The 13,541-nt window shown below is 54.3% G+C and carries 14 protein-coding genes and 1 tRNA gene; all 15 read right to left on the bottom strand.

All coding sequences use genetic code 11. The features are described 5' to 3' along the window. Positions 1 to 91 precede the first annotated feature (91 nt). The 15 genes from NR114_RS09730 to odhB all read right to left on the bottom strand — a co-directional run bounded on the left by NR114_RS09730 (position 92) and on the right by odhB (position 13,540). A tRNA-Lys gene (locus NR114_RS09730) sits at positions 92 to 167 on the bottom strand. 179 nt (positions 168 to 346) lie between these two features. Further along, positions 347 to 1,147, bottom strand: coding sequence for a cell division protein CpoB (gene cpoB / locus NR114_RS09725; protein WP_020825687.1), 801 nt, complete (start codon positions 1,145 to 1,147; stop codon positions 347 to 349). Between the two features lie 9 nt (positions 1,148 to 1,156). Beyond that, the gene (gene pal, locus NR114_RS09720; protein ID WP_020825686.1) at positions 1,157 to 1,672 is read right to left on the bottom strand and encodes a peptidoglycan-associated lipoprotein Pal; all 516 of its coding nucleotides are present in this window, start codon (positions 1,670 to 1,672) and stop codon (positions 1,157 to 1,159) included. 44 nt (positions 1,673 to 1,716) lie between these two features. Further along, positions 1,717 to 3,009, bottom strand: coding sequence for a Tol-Pal system beta propeller repeat protein TolB (gene tolB, locus NR114_RS09715; protein ID WP_020825685.1), 1,293 nt, complete (start codon positions 3,007 to 3,009; stop codon positions 1,717 to 1,719). A 132-nt stretch (positions 3,010 to 3,141) separates the two neighbouring features. Continuing rightward, complete coding sequence (gene tolA / locus NR114_RS09710; protein WP_256814043.1) at positions 3,142 to 4,383, bottom strand: cell envelope integrity protein TolA; 1,242 nt, start codon at positions 4,381 to 4,383, stop codon at positions 3,142 to 3,144. A gap of 82 nt (positions 4,384 to 4,465) precedes the next feature. Continuing rightward, complete coding sequence (tolR, locus tag NR114_RS09705) at positions 4,466 to 4,894, bottom strand: colicin uptake protein TolR (protein ID WP_020825683.1); 429 nt, start codon at positions 4,892 to 4,894, stop codon at positions 4,466 to 4,468. A gap of 12 nt (positions 4,895 to 4,906) precedes the next feature. Next, on the bottom strand, positions 4,907 to 5,590 hold the full coding sequence (tolQ, locus tag NR114_RS09700; protein ID WP_039992358.1) for a Tol-Pal system protein TolQ: 684 nt from the start codon (positions 5,588 to 5,590) through the stop codon (positions 4,907 to 4,909). Then, entirely contained in the window at positions 5,587 to 5,991 is a 405-nt protein-coding gene (gene ybgC, locus NR114_RS09695) for a tol-pal system-associated acyl-CoA thioesterase (protein WP_020825682.1), read from the bottom strand. Before ybgC ends, tolQ begins: the two co-directional genes overlap by 4 nt. 130 nt (positions 5,992 to 6,121) lie before the next feature. Then, a complete protein-coding gene (gene ybgE, locus NR114_RS09690) occupies positions 6,122 to 6,418 on the bottom strand; it encodes a cyd operon protein YbgE (RefSeq protein ID WP_020825681.1) in 297 nt (98 codons plus the stop codon). After that, on the bottom strand, positions 6,418 to 6,531 hold the full coding sequence (cydX, locus tag NR114_RS09685; RefSeq protein ID WP_004949761.1) for a cytochrome bd-I oxidase subunit CydX: 114 nt from the start codon (positions 6,529 to 6,531) through the stop codon (positions 6,418 to 6,420). The genes ybgE and cydX overlap by 1 nt, the downstream gene beginning before the upstream one ends. Positions 6,532 to 6,548: 17 nt before the next feature. Further along, positions 6,549 to 7,688, bottom strand: a complete 1,140-nt coding sequence (cydB, locus tag NR114_RS09680; protein ID WP_020825680.1) for a cytochrome d ubiquinol oxidase subunit II — start codon at positions 7,686 to 7,688, stop codon at positions 6,549 to 6,551. A 14-nt stretch (positions 7,689 to 7,702) separates the two neighbouring features. Further along, positions 7,703 to 9,271, bottom strand: coding sequence for a cytochrome ubiquinol oxidase subunit I (gene cydA, locus NR114_RS09675; protein ID WP_020825679.1), 1,569 nt, complete (start codon positions 9,269 to 9,271; stop codon positions 7,703 to 7,705). 775 nt (positions 9,272 to 10,046) lie between these two features. Further along, complete coding sequence (sucD, locus tag NR114_RS09670) at positions 10,047 to 10,919, bottom strand: succinate--CoA ligase subunit alpha (protein WP_234530515.1); 873 nt, start codon at positions 10,917 to 10,919, stop codon at positions 10,047 to 10,049. Further along, a complete protein-coding gene (sucC, locus tag NR114_RS09665) occupies positions 10,919 to 12,085 on the bottom strand; it encodes an ADP-forming succinate--CoA ligase subunit beta (RefSeq protein ID WP_256814044.1) in 1,167 nt (388 codons plus the stop codon). The genes sucD and sucC overlap by 1 nt, the downstream gene beginning before the upstream one ends. 240 nt (positions 12,086 to 12,325) lie before the next feature. Further along, complete coding sequence (gene odhB / locus NR114_RS09660; protein ID WP_044548916.1) at positions 12,326 to 13,540, bottom strand: 2-oxoglutarate dehydrogenase complex dihydrolipoyllysine-residue succinyltransferase; 1,215 nt, start codon at positions 13,538 to 13,540, stop codon at positions 12,326 to 12,328. Position 13,541 lies beyond the last annotated feature (1 nt).

Here is a 13,541-nt window from a genome sequence, read left to right as displayed (position 1 = left end):
CTCGAACCGCCGACCCCCTCCGTGTAAAGGAGATGCTCTACCAACTGAGCTAATCACCCACTGACGTGGTTACTGCTACTACTTCAGAAATTGGTGGGTCGTGCAGGATTCGAACCTGCGACCAATTGATTAAAAGTCAACTGCTCTACCAACTGAGCTAACGACCCAATTTCCTTGCTGCTTTAACATCTTGCAAGATGTCTTGGCAACGGCGGCATATATTACTAATTTATCTTGGCAGCGCAACCTAAATTTTTGAACAAGGGGTTCAACTGCTTGTTCTTCACGCGAATGAGCCCAGAAAGCGGTCAAATCGACTAACTTCTGGGCTCATTATTTTTTCTGACTAACCGGCTACGCGACTTTTCGCCTGTTTGGCCGCCGCACTGGTTGGGTATTGTTTAATCACCTGCTGGAACACGGCTTTGGCTTTATCGGCCTGCCCTTTCTCCTGCATGATGATACCTACCTTGTACATGGCGTCCGGCGCCTTAGGTGACTTTGAGTAATTCTTCACCACGACCGCATAATAGTAAGCCGCATCGTCTTTCTTACCCTTGTTGTAATACAACTGGCCCAGCCAATAGTTGGCATTAGGCTGGTAAGTAGACTTTGGGTACTGTTTTACGAAGGTCTGAAAAGCAGAAATTGCCTGGTCATACTGTTTTTTTTCCAGCGCCAATGAAACAGCGGCATTGTAGTCGCTGTTTTCATCACCCTTGCTGGCCGGCGCTGCTGCTGTAGCGCCCGCAGACGCACTGTCAGCACCGTCGGAGGACGCAGCCGCTGCTGCTCCACCCGCGGCACCCGCTGCGGCAGCAGAGCTCTGAGCGCCGCCCTGGCTGATGCTATCCATCTGCTGATAGATTTGCTTTTGGCGTTCAACGACCTGATTCAGTTGATATTGGCTTTCCTGGATTTGACCGCGGAGCGAGTCAATATCGCGCTGATTGTCAGAGAGTTGTTGCTGGAGTTGGTTTAAAAGCTGGCCTTGAGCATTGCTGATGCGCTCAAGCGAGGTGACACGGTCTTCGACCGAGCCGGAGCCGACATTACTGATTGGCGCTTGGGCAGTAGCGGCCCATGGGACCGCTACGCCAACCAGTAACGACAGACTCAACAAGTGACGTCTGAAGTTACTGTTCATGCGATTCTCTTAGTAAACCAGAACTGCACGACGGTTTTTAGCATAAGCCGCTTCGTCGTGGCCCAGTACTGCTGGTTTTTCTTTACCGTAAGAAACGATAGAGATTTGGTCAGCTGAAACGCCTTTACCTTGCAGGTACATTTTCACGGAGTTAGCACGACGCTCACCCAGGGCAATGTTGTATTCCGGCGTACCGCGCTCATCCGCGTGGCCTTCTACGGTCACTTTGTAAGACGGGTTGTTACGCAGGAATGCAGCGTGCGCGTCCAGCATCTGAGCGAACTCAGAGCTCACGTCATACTTGTCCAGACCGAAGTAAACAATGTTGTTCTTCTGCAGTTCTTGCATCTGCAGACGAGCTTGTTCTTCAGAAGACAGGTTGCTGCTGCCGTTTTCTGTACCAGTGCCAGCGCCAGCGCCCAGACCAGATTGGTCGTTGTTTGCGCTTTTGTTAGAACTACAAGCTGCTACAGCCAGGACTGGCAGTGCCAGCAGAAGCCCTTTCAGCACTTTGTTCAGTTGCATTTCTTTAATCCTTTTATAGTTTGCCATACATATTTACACATGCATCACAGATACGGCGACCAGGCAGGGAATTTGACCTGTCCATCAGTTGCCGGAAGACGCGCTTTAAAACGCCCATCAGTCGATACCAGTTGCAACACGGAGCCCATACCTTGCGTGGAGCTATAGATCACCATGGTGCCGTTTGGCGCAATACTAGGCGTTTCGTCCAGGAAGGTGCCGGTCAAAACTTGAACTGCACCCGATCCGAGATCTTGTTTGGCGATATGCTGAGCACCATTGTTTGAGCTCACCATCACCAGGAATTTACCATCAGAGCTGACTTCAGAATCCTGATTCTGAGAGCCTTCCCATGTCAGACGCTGTGACGCACCGCCACTGGCACTGACTTTATAAATCTGTGGCCGGCCGCCCTGATCCGAGGTATATGCCAGAGACTGGCCATCCGGGAACCAGGTCGGTTCGGTATTGTTGCTGCGCCCGTCGGTGATTTGAGTGATCTGGCCAGAGCCCAGATTCATCACGTACAGGTTCAGGCTGCCGCTTTTAGACAACGCGAAGGCCAGACGGCTGCCGTCCGGTGAGAACGCCGGTGCACCGTTGTGGCGCGGGAACGAGGCGATCTGACGGATAGCACCGTTAGCCAGGGTCTGAACCACCAGCGCAGAGCGGCCGCTTTCAAAGGTCACGTACGCCAGTTTGCTGCCGTCCGGCGACCAGGCCGGGGACATCAGTGGTTCCGGTGAACGGTGTACCACAAACTGGTTGTAGCCGTCGTAATCCGCTACGCGCAGCTCGTACGGGAATTTCCCGCCGTTGGTCTGCACAACGTAAGCGATACGGGTACGGAAGGCGCCCTTGATACCGGTCAGCTTTTCAAACACTTCGTCACTGGCGGTGTGAGCAGAATAACGCAACCACTGCTTGGTCACTTTATACTGGTTCTGCGCCAATACGGTGCCTGGAGAACCTGAAGTGTCCACCAGTTGATAAGAGATCAGGTAGCCGCCGTCCGCACCAGGTTGAACCTGGCCGACCACGACTGCGTCAATGCCCAATGCAGTCCAGGCCGCCGGCGTCACTTCAGACGCGGTGGTCGGTTGCTGCGGCATGCGCGCTACGTCAATTGGGTTGAATTTGCCGCTGTTGCGCAGGTCTGCGCCGACAATCTTGCCAATATCTTCCGGAGGCGTGCCTGGGCCAGCCCATTTAAACGGCACCACACCAATCGGGCGAGCGGAGTCGACCCCTTGGGTGATTTCAATGCGAACTTCCGCGTGAAGAACGGAGGCCCACAGTATTAAAAAACCTAACGCTACTCGAAATGCCTGCTTCATCTCATCTCCCTTATCCAGGCGGGATGCCTGCGATAAATTAGCAGAATTTTAACAAACCAACGCAAACAAAACTACATAATCCCTGTTGGTTACCTTAGTACATCCCTGCGATATGACTTAGCTAATCAACCGTTATTGTGGCTTAAATACAAGGGTCGAATTCTTAAAGTGCTGATAAACGGCATCGCTCGGTGGTTTCGGGATCTTCGCCTGATTCGCAGCAGCTACAGCCGCCTGGCACAGTGCAGGATCGCCACCTACCGATTTCACGTCAATCAAAAAGCCATCAGGCCCCAGCTTGATGCGTAGGTCACAGGTCTTACCGACAAACGAACTGGCATCATAAAACTTATTCTGAATTGCTGTGCGAATCTGCCCAGCATAGCCATCAATATCGGCACCACTCGCCCCTGCAGCCTTGGCATTGCCCTGACCGGCCGGTTTACCGTCACCCTTAGCTTTAGCCCCGCCGCCTTTCGGCGCGTTTTTACCGTCCGCCAGGTCGCCAAACAGATCATTGACGTCTGAAGACTGAGCTGCCGCTGCGGCAGCCGCTTTCTTCTTGGCGTCTGCGGCCTTCTTGGCAGCAGCTTTCTCAGCGGCGGCTTTTTCGGCAGCGGCGGCTTTTTTCTCAGCTTCTGCGGCCGCTTTCTTCTCGGCATCAGCTGCGGCTTTTTTCTCGGCTTCGGCAGCGGCCTTTTTCTCTGCAGCTTCGGCAGCAGCGGCTTTCTTCGCTTCTTCCGCCTGTTTCTTGGCGGCAGCGGCAGCAGCCGCTTCTTTCTTGGCTTCAGACTCCGCTTTCTTCTGCGCGTCGGCCTGTGCTTTAGCGACTTTATCTGCCTCGGCCTTGGCCTTGGCGGCGGCCGCTTCCGCTACTTTCTGTTGTTCTTTGGCTTTCGCCGCGGCGTTCTCGGCCGCTTTTTGCTGTTCAGCAGCCTGCTTTTGTTGCTCCGCCGCCTGTTTTTGCTGCTCTGCGGCCTGCTTCTGCTGTTCAGCCTGTTCTTTCGCGTCCTGCGCCGCTTTTTCCTGCGCAGACAAACGCTCTTTCTCCAGCTCTTTCAGGCGCTGTTGCTCCGCCGCTTGCTTCTGCTGAAGTTCTTCGGCTTGTTGTTCCGCTTTTTTCTGGCGCTGCTTTTCAGCACGCTGCGCGTCGTTACTCTGCTGTTGCTGGCGGTTGTACTGCTCCACAACTGCCCCGGGATCGACCATCACTGCACCGACGACAGAACCTTCGCCACCGCCGCCGGCACTGTTCATGTCGACGTTTTCTTGCAGCGATCCCCAAATCAGCAGGGCAATCAATACAAAGTGCAGAACGACCGAAACAATAACGGCGCGGTTCAGCTTATCGTTTTGCTCAGTTGCCTTTACCAAAATAGATTCCCAAAAACTGGTGTTGCTTATACGGGGTTCCTGAGCCAACGGCACAGGAACCGGGTTGCCACTGACCTTAGGGTCAGATTGGCTGGGTCATTAGCCCCACGGAAGCCACGCCCGCCTGATGGAGAATATTCAATGCCTTGATAATCTCATCGTACGGTACTTCCTTCGCCCCGCCGATCAAAAAGACCGTTTTCGGGTTGGCCGCTAAACGCGACTTGGCTTCAGCGGCAACCTGTTCCGGCGGCAGCAGCTCCATGCGGTTGTGATCCACCACCAGGGTGTATTGACCCACGCCTGAAACCTCAAGGATCACCGGCGGGTTATCATCGCTGGACACCGTCTTGGAATCGGTGGCGTCCGGCAGATCAACCTCAACGCTCTGCGTGATAATCGGCGCCGTTGCCATAAAGATCAGCAACAGCACCAGCAACACGTCGAGCAACGGAACGATGTTTATTTCGGACTTCAGCTCGCGCCGATTACGTCCACGAACTCTCGCCATGCTACCTCCTACTTATTTGCTGTCGCTGGAGAAGGCCTGACGATGCAGAATAGCGGTGAACTCTTCCATAAAGTTGTCGTAATTCTGCTCAAGCTTGTTGACGCGCTGGTTGAGGCGGTTATAGGCCATAACGGCCGGAATAGCGGCGAACAAACCGATGGCGGTTGCGATCAGTGCTTCGGCGATACCCGGTGCTACCATTTGCAGCGTGGCCTGCTTCACCGCGCCCAGTGCGATAAAGGCGTGCATAATCCCCCACACGGTGCCGAACAGACCGATATACGGACTGATCGAACCCACGGTGCCGAGGAAAGGAATGTGGTTTTCCAGCGTTTCCAGCTCGCGGTTCATAGAGATACGCATGGCGCGTGACGCCCCTTCGATCACCGATTCCGGCGCATGGTTATTAGCGCGGTGTAAACGAGCGAACTCTTTGAAACCAGAGTGGAAAATTTGCTCTGAGCCGGTCAGGCTATCGCGACGCGCCTGGCTTTCCTGGTACAGACGAGAAAGCTCGATACCGGACCAGAATTTGTCTTCAAAGGCTTCGGCGTCACGCGTGGCCGCATTCAGGATGCGGGTGCGCTGGATGATGATCGCCCAAGAGGCCACTGAGAAGCATATCAAAATCAACATGATAAGCTTAACCAGCAGGCTCGCCTTCAAGAATAAATCTAGGATGTTCATGTCAGTCACTGCTTAAACTCCGCGACAATAGACTTAGGAAGCGCTATCGGCTTCATTTGGTGTGGATCAATGCATGCAATCAACACATCGGCCTGACTCAAAAGAGTCCCGTCAGAATTGACAATGCGTTGGGCAAACGTGAGAGAGGCCCCGCGCATTGAGGTGATTTCACTCTGCACTTCCAGCTGCTCGTCGAGACGAGCCGGAGCCAGGTAATCCACCGTCATGCGCCGAACCACGAAAGCGACATGTTCACTGAGCAGCTGCTGTTGATGAAAGTTGTGATGACGCAGCATCTCGGTGCGCGCTCTTTCAAAAAAGGCGACATAGCGGGCGTGATAGACCACACCACTGGCATCGGTATCCTCGTAGTAAACGCGAACCGGCCATCGAAACAACGTATTACTCACTCTACTTCCCAGCAATGCAATTTAACGGTGCTACTATACGCAAGACAGATCGGGTTGGGAATGGGTTACAAGAGGGGAACGAAAATAATTATGGGCCGGAAGGGCCCATAACTCGGGGTTATAACGGAGATTATAAAGAAACGTAAAGTAATCCTGCGGCGAGGATCACAATTGCCGGAAGTGGCGCGAAAAAAGCGCGCCATAACGTCCGTTGCGGTTTGAAGCCAACGCCGTGAACCACCCCGGCGCAAACTGCCCAAATCAGCAGCAGCCCTTCCCAAATCTCCAGCGAGCTGGTCTTCGCCGCAAAGCGGGTCGGATCCCAAAAAATACAGCCCGCCAAAATCAACGCCAGCACCAGTGAAAGGGCCCGGACAGGGCCCTTGTCAGTCATGGCGTACAGCTTGTCAGTTAATGACGAACTCATCACTTACCGTCTTGCTGTGCTTTTGAATCTTCGTGGTGCTCAAGCGCCAGCGCCGTGATGATACCGAAGGCACAGGCAAGAAGCGTTCCGAGAATCCAGGCAAAATACCACATGGTTTAGCTCCCTATCCTTAATACAGCGAATGCTTGTTGTTCTCGACGAAGTTTTTGTCGAGACGGCCGAACATTTTGTAGTACGACCAGCTGGTGTACCCCAGAACGATAGGCACGAAGATCGCCGCGACAACGGTCATCACTTCCAACGTCAACAGACTGGAGGTGGCATCCCACATGGTCAGGCTGATGTTAGGCACGGTGCTTGACGGCATCACGAACGGGAACATGGTCACACCGGCAGTCAGGATCACGCAGGCAATGGTCAGTGACGAAGTCACGAACGCCAGCGCGTCTTTCGACATGCGGGAGAACAGCACCGTAAACAGCGGCAGCACCACACCCAGGGCAGGCAATGCCCACAGCAGCGGATACTTGTTGAAGTTGATCAACCAGGCACCGGCCTGATGAGCCACTTCTTTACGCATCGGGTTAGACTCCGCCATGGTATCCAGCGCCGAGGTAATCACATAACCATCGATGCCTTTCACCAGCCAAATGCCGCCCAACAGGAAGAACACCGCCATCACCAACGTGGAGATCTGCGCCGCGGCACGTGCACGCAGGTGGATCTCACCGCTAGTACGCATCTGCAGGTAGGTTGCCCCCTGGGTCACCAGCATGGTCAAGCTGACAACACCCGCCAACAGGCCAAACGGATTCAGCAGTTGGAAGAAGTTGCCGGTGTAGAACAGACGCATGTATTCGTCCATATGGAACGGCACGCCCTGCAGCAGGTTGCCGAACGCCACGCCGAACACCACCGCCGGCACAAAGCTGCCGATGAAGATGCCCCAGTCCCACATGTTGCGCCAGCGGCTGCTCTCCAGCTTCGAGCGGTAGTCAAAACCGACCGGGCGGAAGAACAAGGCGGACAGCACCAGGATCATGGCGACGTAGAAACCGGAGAACGCCGCCGCATAGACCATTGGCCAGGCGGCGAACAGCGCACCACCGGCCGTGATCAGCCACACCTGGTTACCGTCCCAGTGCGGCGCGATGGAGTTGATCATCACCCGGCGCTCGGTATCGGTTTTACCGATAATGCGCACCAGGATGCCGACCCCCATGTCGAAACCGTCGGTGACGGCGAAACCAATCAGCAGTACGCCAATCAGGACCCACCAGATAAATCGCAGTACTTCATAATCAAACATACGTGGACTCCTGTTTAGCGCGCTTCCTGCACGGCGGCAGTCGGTTGTTCAAAGTGGTAGCGGCCAGTTTTCAGGCTGCTTGGACCCAGACGTGCAAATTTGAACATCAGGTACATTTCAGCCACCAGGAACAGGGTGTACAAGCCGCAAATCAGCCCCATCGAGAACAGAATGTCGCCCGCAGTCAGTGAAGAGTTGGCAACCGCAGTCGGCAGCACCTCACCAATCGCCCAAGGTTGACGACCGTATTCAGCCACAAACCAGCCGGCTTCGATGGCAATCCACGGCAGCGGCAGGCCATACAGCGCCGCACGGTGTAGCCACTTTCTCTGGCCAATGCGGCCACGAAGCACGCTCCAGAACGACAGACCGATAATCAGTAACATCAGCACGCCACAGGCCACCATGATACGGAAGGCGAAGTACAGCGGTGCTACGCGTGGGATAGAGTCTTTGGTCGCCTGCTGGATCTGAGTTTCCGTCGCGTCGGTGACGTTCTGGGTATAGCGCTTCAGCAGTAAACCGTAGCCCAAGTCTTGCTTGGCTTTATTGAACTCGGCGCGAACCGCCGGATCGGTATTGCCACTGCGCAACTCTTCCAGCAGTTGGTAGGCTTTCATCCCGTTGCGGATACGCACTTCATGCTGCGCCATCAGATCTTTCAGGCCGGTGACCTGAGTATCCGTTGAGCGGGTGGCAATCAGGCCGAGCGCATAAGGAATTTGGATCGCGTATGAGTTTTCCATTTTATCCTGATTCGGAATACCGAACAGGGTAAAGGAAGCCGGAGCCGGTTGAGTGTCCCACTCGGCTTCGATGGCGGCCAGTTTGGTTTTCTGCACGTCACCCATTTCGTAGCCGGATTCATCACCCAGTACGATTACGGACAGTACGGCAGCCATACCGAAGCTGGCAGCGATTGCGAAGGAACGTTTGGCAAAGGCAGTATCACGGCCTTTCAACAGGTAGTAAGAGCTGATACCCAGTACGAACATCGCACCACAGGTGTAGCCGGCAGCTACGGTGTGAACGAACTTAACCTGCGCAACCGGGTTGAGCACCAGTTCGGAGAAGCTGAGCATCTCCATGCGCATGGTTTCGAAGTTGAAGTCCGAGGCGATAGGGTTCTGCATCCAGCCGTTGGCCACCAGGATCCACAGCGCGGAGAAGTTTGAGCCCAGTGCCACCAGCCAGGTTACGGCCATGTGCTGCACCTTGCCCAGACGATCCCAGCCGAAGAAGAACAGGCCGACCAGCGTCGATTCAAGGAAGAACGCCATCAGACCTTCGATGGCCAGAGGGGCCCCGAAAATATCACCGACGTAGTGTGAGAAATATGACCAGTTGGTCCCGAACTGGAACTCCATGGTCAAACCGGTGGCCACACCCAGAGCAAAGTTAATTGCAAATAACTTGCCCCAGAATTTGGTCATATCTTTATAGATTTGTTTGCCTGACAGTACATATACCGTTTCCATAATTGCCAGCAAAAACGCCATGCCTAGCGTTAATGGGACAAATAAGAAGTGGTACATCGCCGTTAAAGCAAACTGTAAGCGCGACAGTTCGACAATATCAAACATCTTGACTCCTTGCTCCTCGCAGGAAGACTCCGACATGCGGTTATCGATATGACTTCGGGTGAAGCTACCGGTAACGCCCCGCAGTGAATGCCCTTAAACACAACAAAAATTTGATCCAGCTTCTCCGCTTTCAACCATGCATTCGACGCGGGCCGTACTGGCCAGTGTACTAAACACACCACTGAAAACCGACAACGGGTAACAAATGCAACAAGATCAACCATCCATATTCACCATGGATGATACTCGCCCAATCCCACACAATAAATAGGTTTTTACGTGATATGGGTTAGACTTTTGGTTACAGGTCAAATTTTAGCCCAAAGAGGTACTCAGCCCTAATTTGATCTGGAACAATTTAAGCCTATCTGAATTTTATTTCCAGATTCAGCTCACAATTTCTCATAATTATCTTGTGGTTATGTTACATAATGGTTTCGTAGTCTATCTAGGTACTTTTTGTGTTAAATAGATGTGATATTTAATGGTTATCTGTATTTAAATGAAGTCTCGAGTGTGAATGATGTTAACGCTTATTAACCTGCTAATAGGACAAGCTTAGCTTATTTTTTTACTCTGATAATTGTAGGCAATAAAAAGAATAATTATCGATAAAGCAGCGCTTAAATACGTCCGCCCATCCCCCCCCTTTAATTGATGCCGCTAACGCTCACCACGGCCACCGCAATGCCCTATTCCCTCTCGCGCAGGCAAAAAAAAACAGGGCCAGACACTTGGTCTGACCCTGCTTGAATACGGACTACCGCAGATTAAATTAGCGGTTCAGAACCGCTTTAACTGCCTCGCCGATGTCAGCCAGGCTGCGCACGGTTTTAACCCCTGCCGCTTCCAGCGCTGCGAATTTTTCGTCCGCAGTGCCTTTGCCGCCGGCAATGATGGCGCCGGCATGGCCCATACGCTTGCCTTTCGGCGCGGTAACACCTGCGATGTAGCCAACTACCGGCTTGGTCACGTGTTCTTTGATGTACGCCGCTGCTTCTTCTTCTGCGCTGCCGCCGATTTCACCGATCATGACGATCGCTTCAGTTTGCGGATCTTCCTGGAACAACTTCAGGATATCGATGAAGTTAGAACCTGGGATCGGGTCACCGCCGATGCCTACACAGGTAGACTGGCCCAGACCGGTATCGGTGGTTTGCTTCACCGCTTCGTAGGTCAGGGTGCCGGAGCGGGAAACGATGCCCACTTTGCCTGGCAGGTGGATATGGCCTGGCATGATGCCGATTTTGCACTCGCCCGGGGTGATAACGCCTGGGCAGTTCGGGCCAATCATACGCACGCCGGCTTCATCCAGCTTCACCTTGACGGTCAGCATATCCAGCGTCGGGATGCCTTCGGTAATGGTGATGATCAGTTTGATGCCTGAATCGATAGCTTCCAGAATGGAGTCTTTGCAGAATGGTGCCGGTACGTAGATAACGGACGCCGTGGCGCCGGTCGCTTCTACCGCTTCACGCACGGTGTTGAACACCGGCAGGCCCAAGTGCTGAGTGCCGCCTTTGCCCGGCGTCACGCCACCGACCATTTTGGTGCCGTAAGCGATAGCTTGTTCGGAGTGGAAGGTCCCCTGGCTACCGGTGAAACCCTGACAGATAACTTTGGTGTTCTTATCGATTAAAATGGACATTATTTACCCTCCACTGCCGCAACAACTTGCTGAGCCGCATCAATCAGGCTGGTCGCAGCAATGATATTCAGACCGCTGTCCGCCAGTTTCTTGGCGCCCAGTTCGGCGTTATTCCCTTCCAGACGCACCACCACCGGGACGTTAACGCCCACTTCGGCTACGGCGCCAATGATACCGTCAGCGATCAGGTCGCAGCGCACGATACCACCGAAAATGTTAACCAATACCGCTTTCACCTTGTCGTCGGACAGGATGATTTTGAAGGCTTCGGTCACGCGCTCTTTGGTTGCACCACCGCCTACGTCGAGGAAGTTGGCTGGCTCACCGCCGTGCAGCTTAACGATGTCCATGGTCCCCATCGCCAGGCCTGCGCCGTTAACCATGCAGCCGATGTTGCCGTCGAGAGCAACGTAGTTCAGCTCCCACTGTGCCGCACGGGATTCACGCTCGTCTTCCTGAGACAGGTCGCGCATTTCACGCAGCTCAGGTTGACGGAACAGTGCGTTACCGTCAGCGCCCAGTTTACCGTCCAGACAGATCAAATCGCCCTGCTTGGTCACCACCAGCGGATTAATCTCAACCATCGCCAGGTCGCGCTCCAGGAACAAGGTCGCCAGGCCCATGAAGATCTTGGCGAACTGGCCAACTTGCTTGCCGGTCAGGCCCAGTTTGAAGGCCAGTTCACGGCCCTGGTAAGGCTGTGGGCCTGCCAGTGGGTCGATGGTCATTTTGTGGATCAGTTCCGGCGTTTCTTCCGCAACTTTCTCAATCTCAACGCCACCCTCGGTGGATGCCATGAACACCACACGACGGCTGGCACGGTCTACTACCGCGCCCAGGTACAGTTCTTTATCGATGTCGGTCGCGGCTTCTACCAGGATCTGATGAACCGGTTGGCCCAGCGCGTCAGTCTGGTAGGTCACCAGACGCTTGCCCAGCCAGGCTTCAGCGAAAGCGCGGATATCTTCTTTGCTGTTTACAACTTTAACGCCGCCAGCTTTACCGCGGCCGCCAGCATGAACCTGACATTTAACCACCCACGGGCCGGAGCCGATTTTGGATGCGGCTTCTTCCGCTTCACGCGGTGTGGTACAGGCGTAACCGGTTGGTGCCGGCATGCCATACCGAGCAAACAGCTGTTTTGCCTGATATTCGTGTAAATTCATGATGTTCTATCCATTCAGTTCTGAAGGTTTTAGCCGAGTCATTTTGGCGGAAAACCGCATGACTTTCGTCGGCCACATAGCACAGAGTGTGGGCGCGGCAATCTCTGTCATCCTTAAAGCTGCATCTTTGTTGGCTGCCTTCTCTCACCCCAGTCACATAGTTGACTATGCTCCTGGGGATTCGCTCCGTTGCCGCCGCGATGCAACTTCAATGATTTAAGATATACGCGCCCATCAGGGTTATACGTCCAGCAGCAGACGAGCCGGATCTTCCAGCATCTCTTTTACCGTCACCAGGTAACCGACGGATTCTTTACCGTCGATCAGGCGGTGATCGTAAGACAGTGCCAGATACATCATTGGCTGGATCACAACCTGGCCTTTAACCGCCATTGGGCGATCTTTAATGGCGTGCATGCCCAGGATGGCGCTCTGCGGTGGGTTGATGATCGGGGTAGACATCAGTGAACCGAATACGCCGCCGTTGGTAATGGTGAAGTTACCGCCGGTCAGCTCTTCCACAGTCAATTTGCCGTCACGGCCTTTAACTGCCAGCTCTTTGATTTTCTTCTCGATGTCCGCCATGCTCATGGTGTCTACGTCACGCAGTACCGGGGTTACCAGGCCACGTGGGGTAGATACCGCAATGCTGATATCGAAGTAGTTGTGGTACACCACGTCGGTACCGTCGATGGAAGCGTTCACTTCCGGGAAGCGCTTCAGGGCTTCAACCACCGCCTTGATGTAGAAGGACATGAAGCCCAGACGTACACCGTGACGTTTTTCGAAAGCTTCACCGTACTGCTTGCGCAGGTCCATGATCGGCTGCATGTTGATTTCGTTGAAGGTGGTCAGCATCGCAGTGCTGTTCTTCGCTTCCAACAGGCGCTCGGCCACGCGTTTGCGCAGGCGGGTCATCGGCACGCGTTTTTCGCTGCGGCTGCTCAGAGCAGGCTGCGGTGCGGCTTCGACGGCGGCAGGTTTATCGGCTTTTTTGCCGTTAGCCAGGTGCGCTTCCACGTCTTCACGGGTGATACGGCCACCCACGCCGCTGCCTTTGATGGCGGCAGCATCGAGATCGTGTTCGGCGATCAGGCGGCGGATCGCCGGGCTGAGCGCGTCATTGCTCTCTTCTTCCAGGCTGGCAGTCGCGCGCTGTGCAGGCGTGGCTTCTTTCTCCTGGCTCTTCTCGGCGGTCGGCTTGCCGGAGCTGTCACCCGGGCGGATGCGGCCTAGCAGTTGGCGAGAAAGCACGGTTGCGCCCTCTTCTTCCACGATCGCATCGAGGATCCCAGCTTCACTTGCCGGAACTTCCAGAACCACTTTGTCAGTTTCGATTTCAACCAGAACTTCGTCACGCTGGACGCTGTCACCTGGTTTCTTGTGCCAGGTGGCTACGGTCGCATCCGCAACCGATTCAGGAAGGTCAGGTACCAGAATATCTACGCTACTCATT

The organism is Serratia sp. Ser99, from assembly GCF_024519545.1.
Taxonomy (GTDB): Bacteria; Pseudomonadota; Gammaproteobacteria; order Enterobacterales; family Enterobacteriaceae; genus Serratia; species Serratia liquefaciens.
Note: the sequence above shows the minus strand (reverse complement) of the source record. Positions and strands in the feature narration are given on the sequence as shown.

Coding starts and splice junctions, on each gene's coding strand:
- ybgE (WP_020825681.1), bottom strand. CDS start 6,418: ATGAGTTCGTCATTAACTGACAAGCTGTACGCCATGACTGACAAGGGC.
- cydX (WP_004949761.1), bottom strand. CDS start 6,531: ATGTGGTATTTTGCCTGGATTCTCGGAACGCTTCTTGCCTGTGCCTTC.
- pal (WP_020825686.1), bottom strand. CDS start 1,672: ATGCAACTGAACAAAGTGCTGAAAGGGCTTCTGCTGGCACTGCCAGTC.
- sucD (WP_234530515.1), bottom strand. CDS start 10,919: ATGTCCATTTTAATCGATAAGAACACCAAAGTTATCTGTCAGGGTTTC.
- tolB (WP_020825685.1), bottom strand. CDS start 3,009: ATGAAGCAGGCATTTCGAGTAGCGTTAGGTTTTTTAATACTGTGGGCC.
- cpoB (WP_020825687.1), bottom strand. CDS start 1,147: ATGAACAGTAACTTCAGACGTCACTTGTTGAGTCTGTCGTTACTGGTT.
- cydA (WP_020825679.1), bottom strand. CDS start 9,271: ATGTTTGATATTGTCGAACTGTCGCGCTTACAGTTTGCTTTAACGGCG.
- sucC (WP_256814044.1), bottom strand. CDS start 12,085: ATGAATTTACACGAATATCAGGCAAAACAGCTGTTTGCTCGGTATGGC.
- tolR (WP_020825683.1), bottom strand. CDS start 4,894: ATGGCGAGAGTTCGTGGACGTAATCGGCGCGAGCTGAAGTCCGAAATA.
- cydB (WP_020825680.1), bottom strand. CDS start 7,688: ATGTTTGATTATGAAGTACTGCGATTTATCTGGTGGGTCCTGATTGGC.
- odhB (WP_044548916.1), bottom strand. CDS start 13,540: ATGAGTAGCGTAGATATTCTGGTACCTGACCTTCCTGAATCGGTTGCG.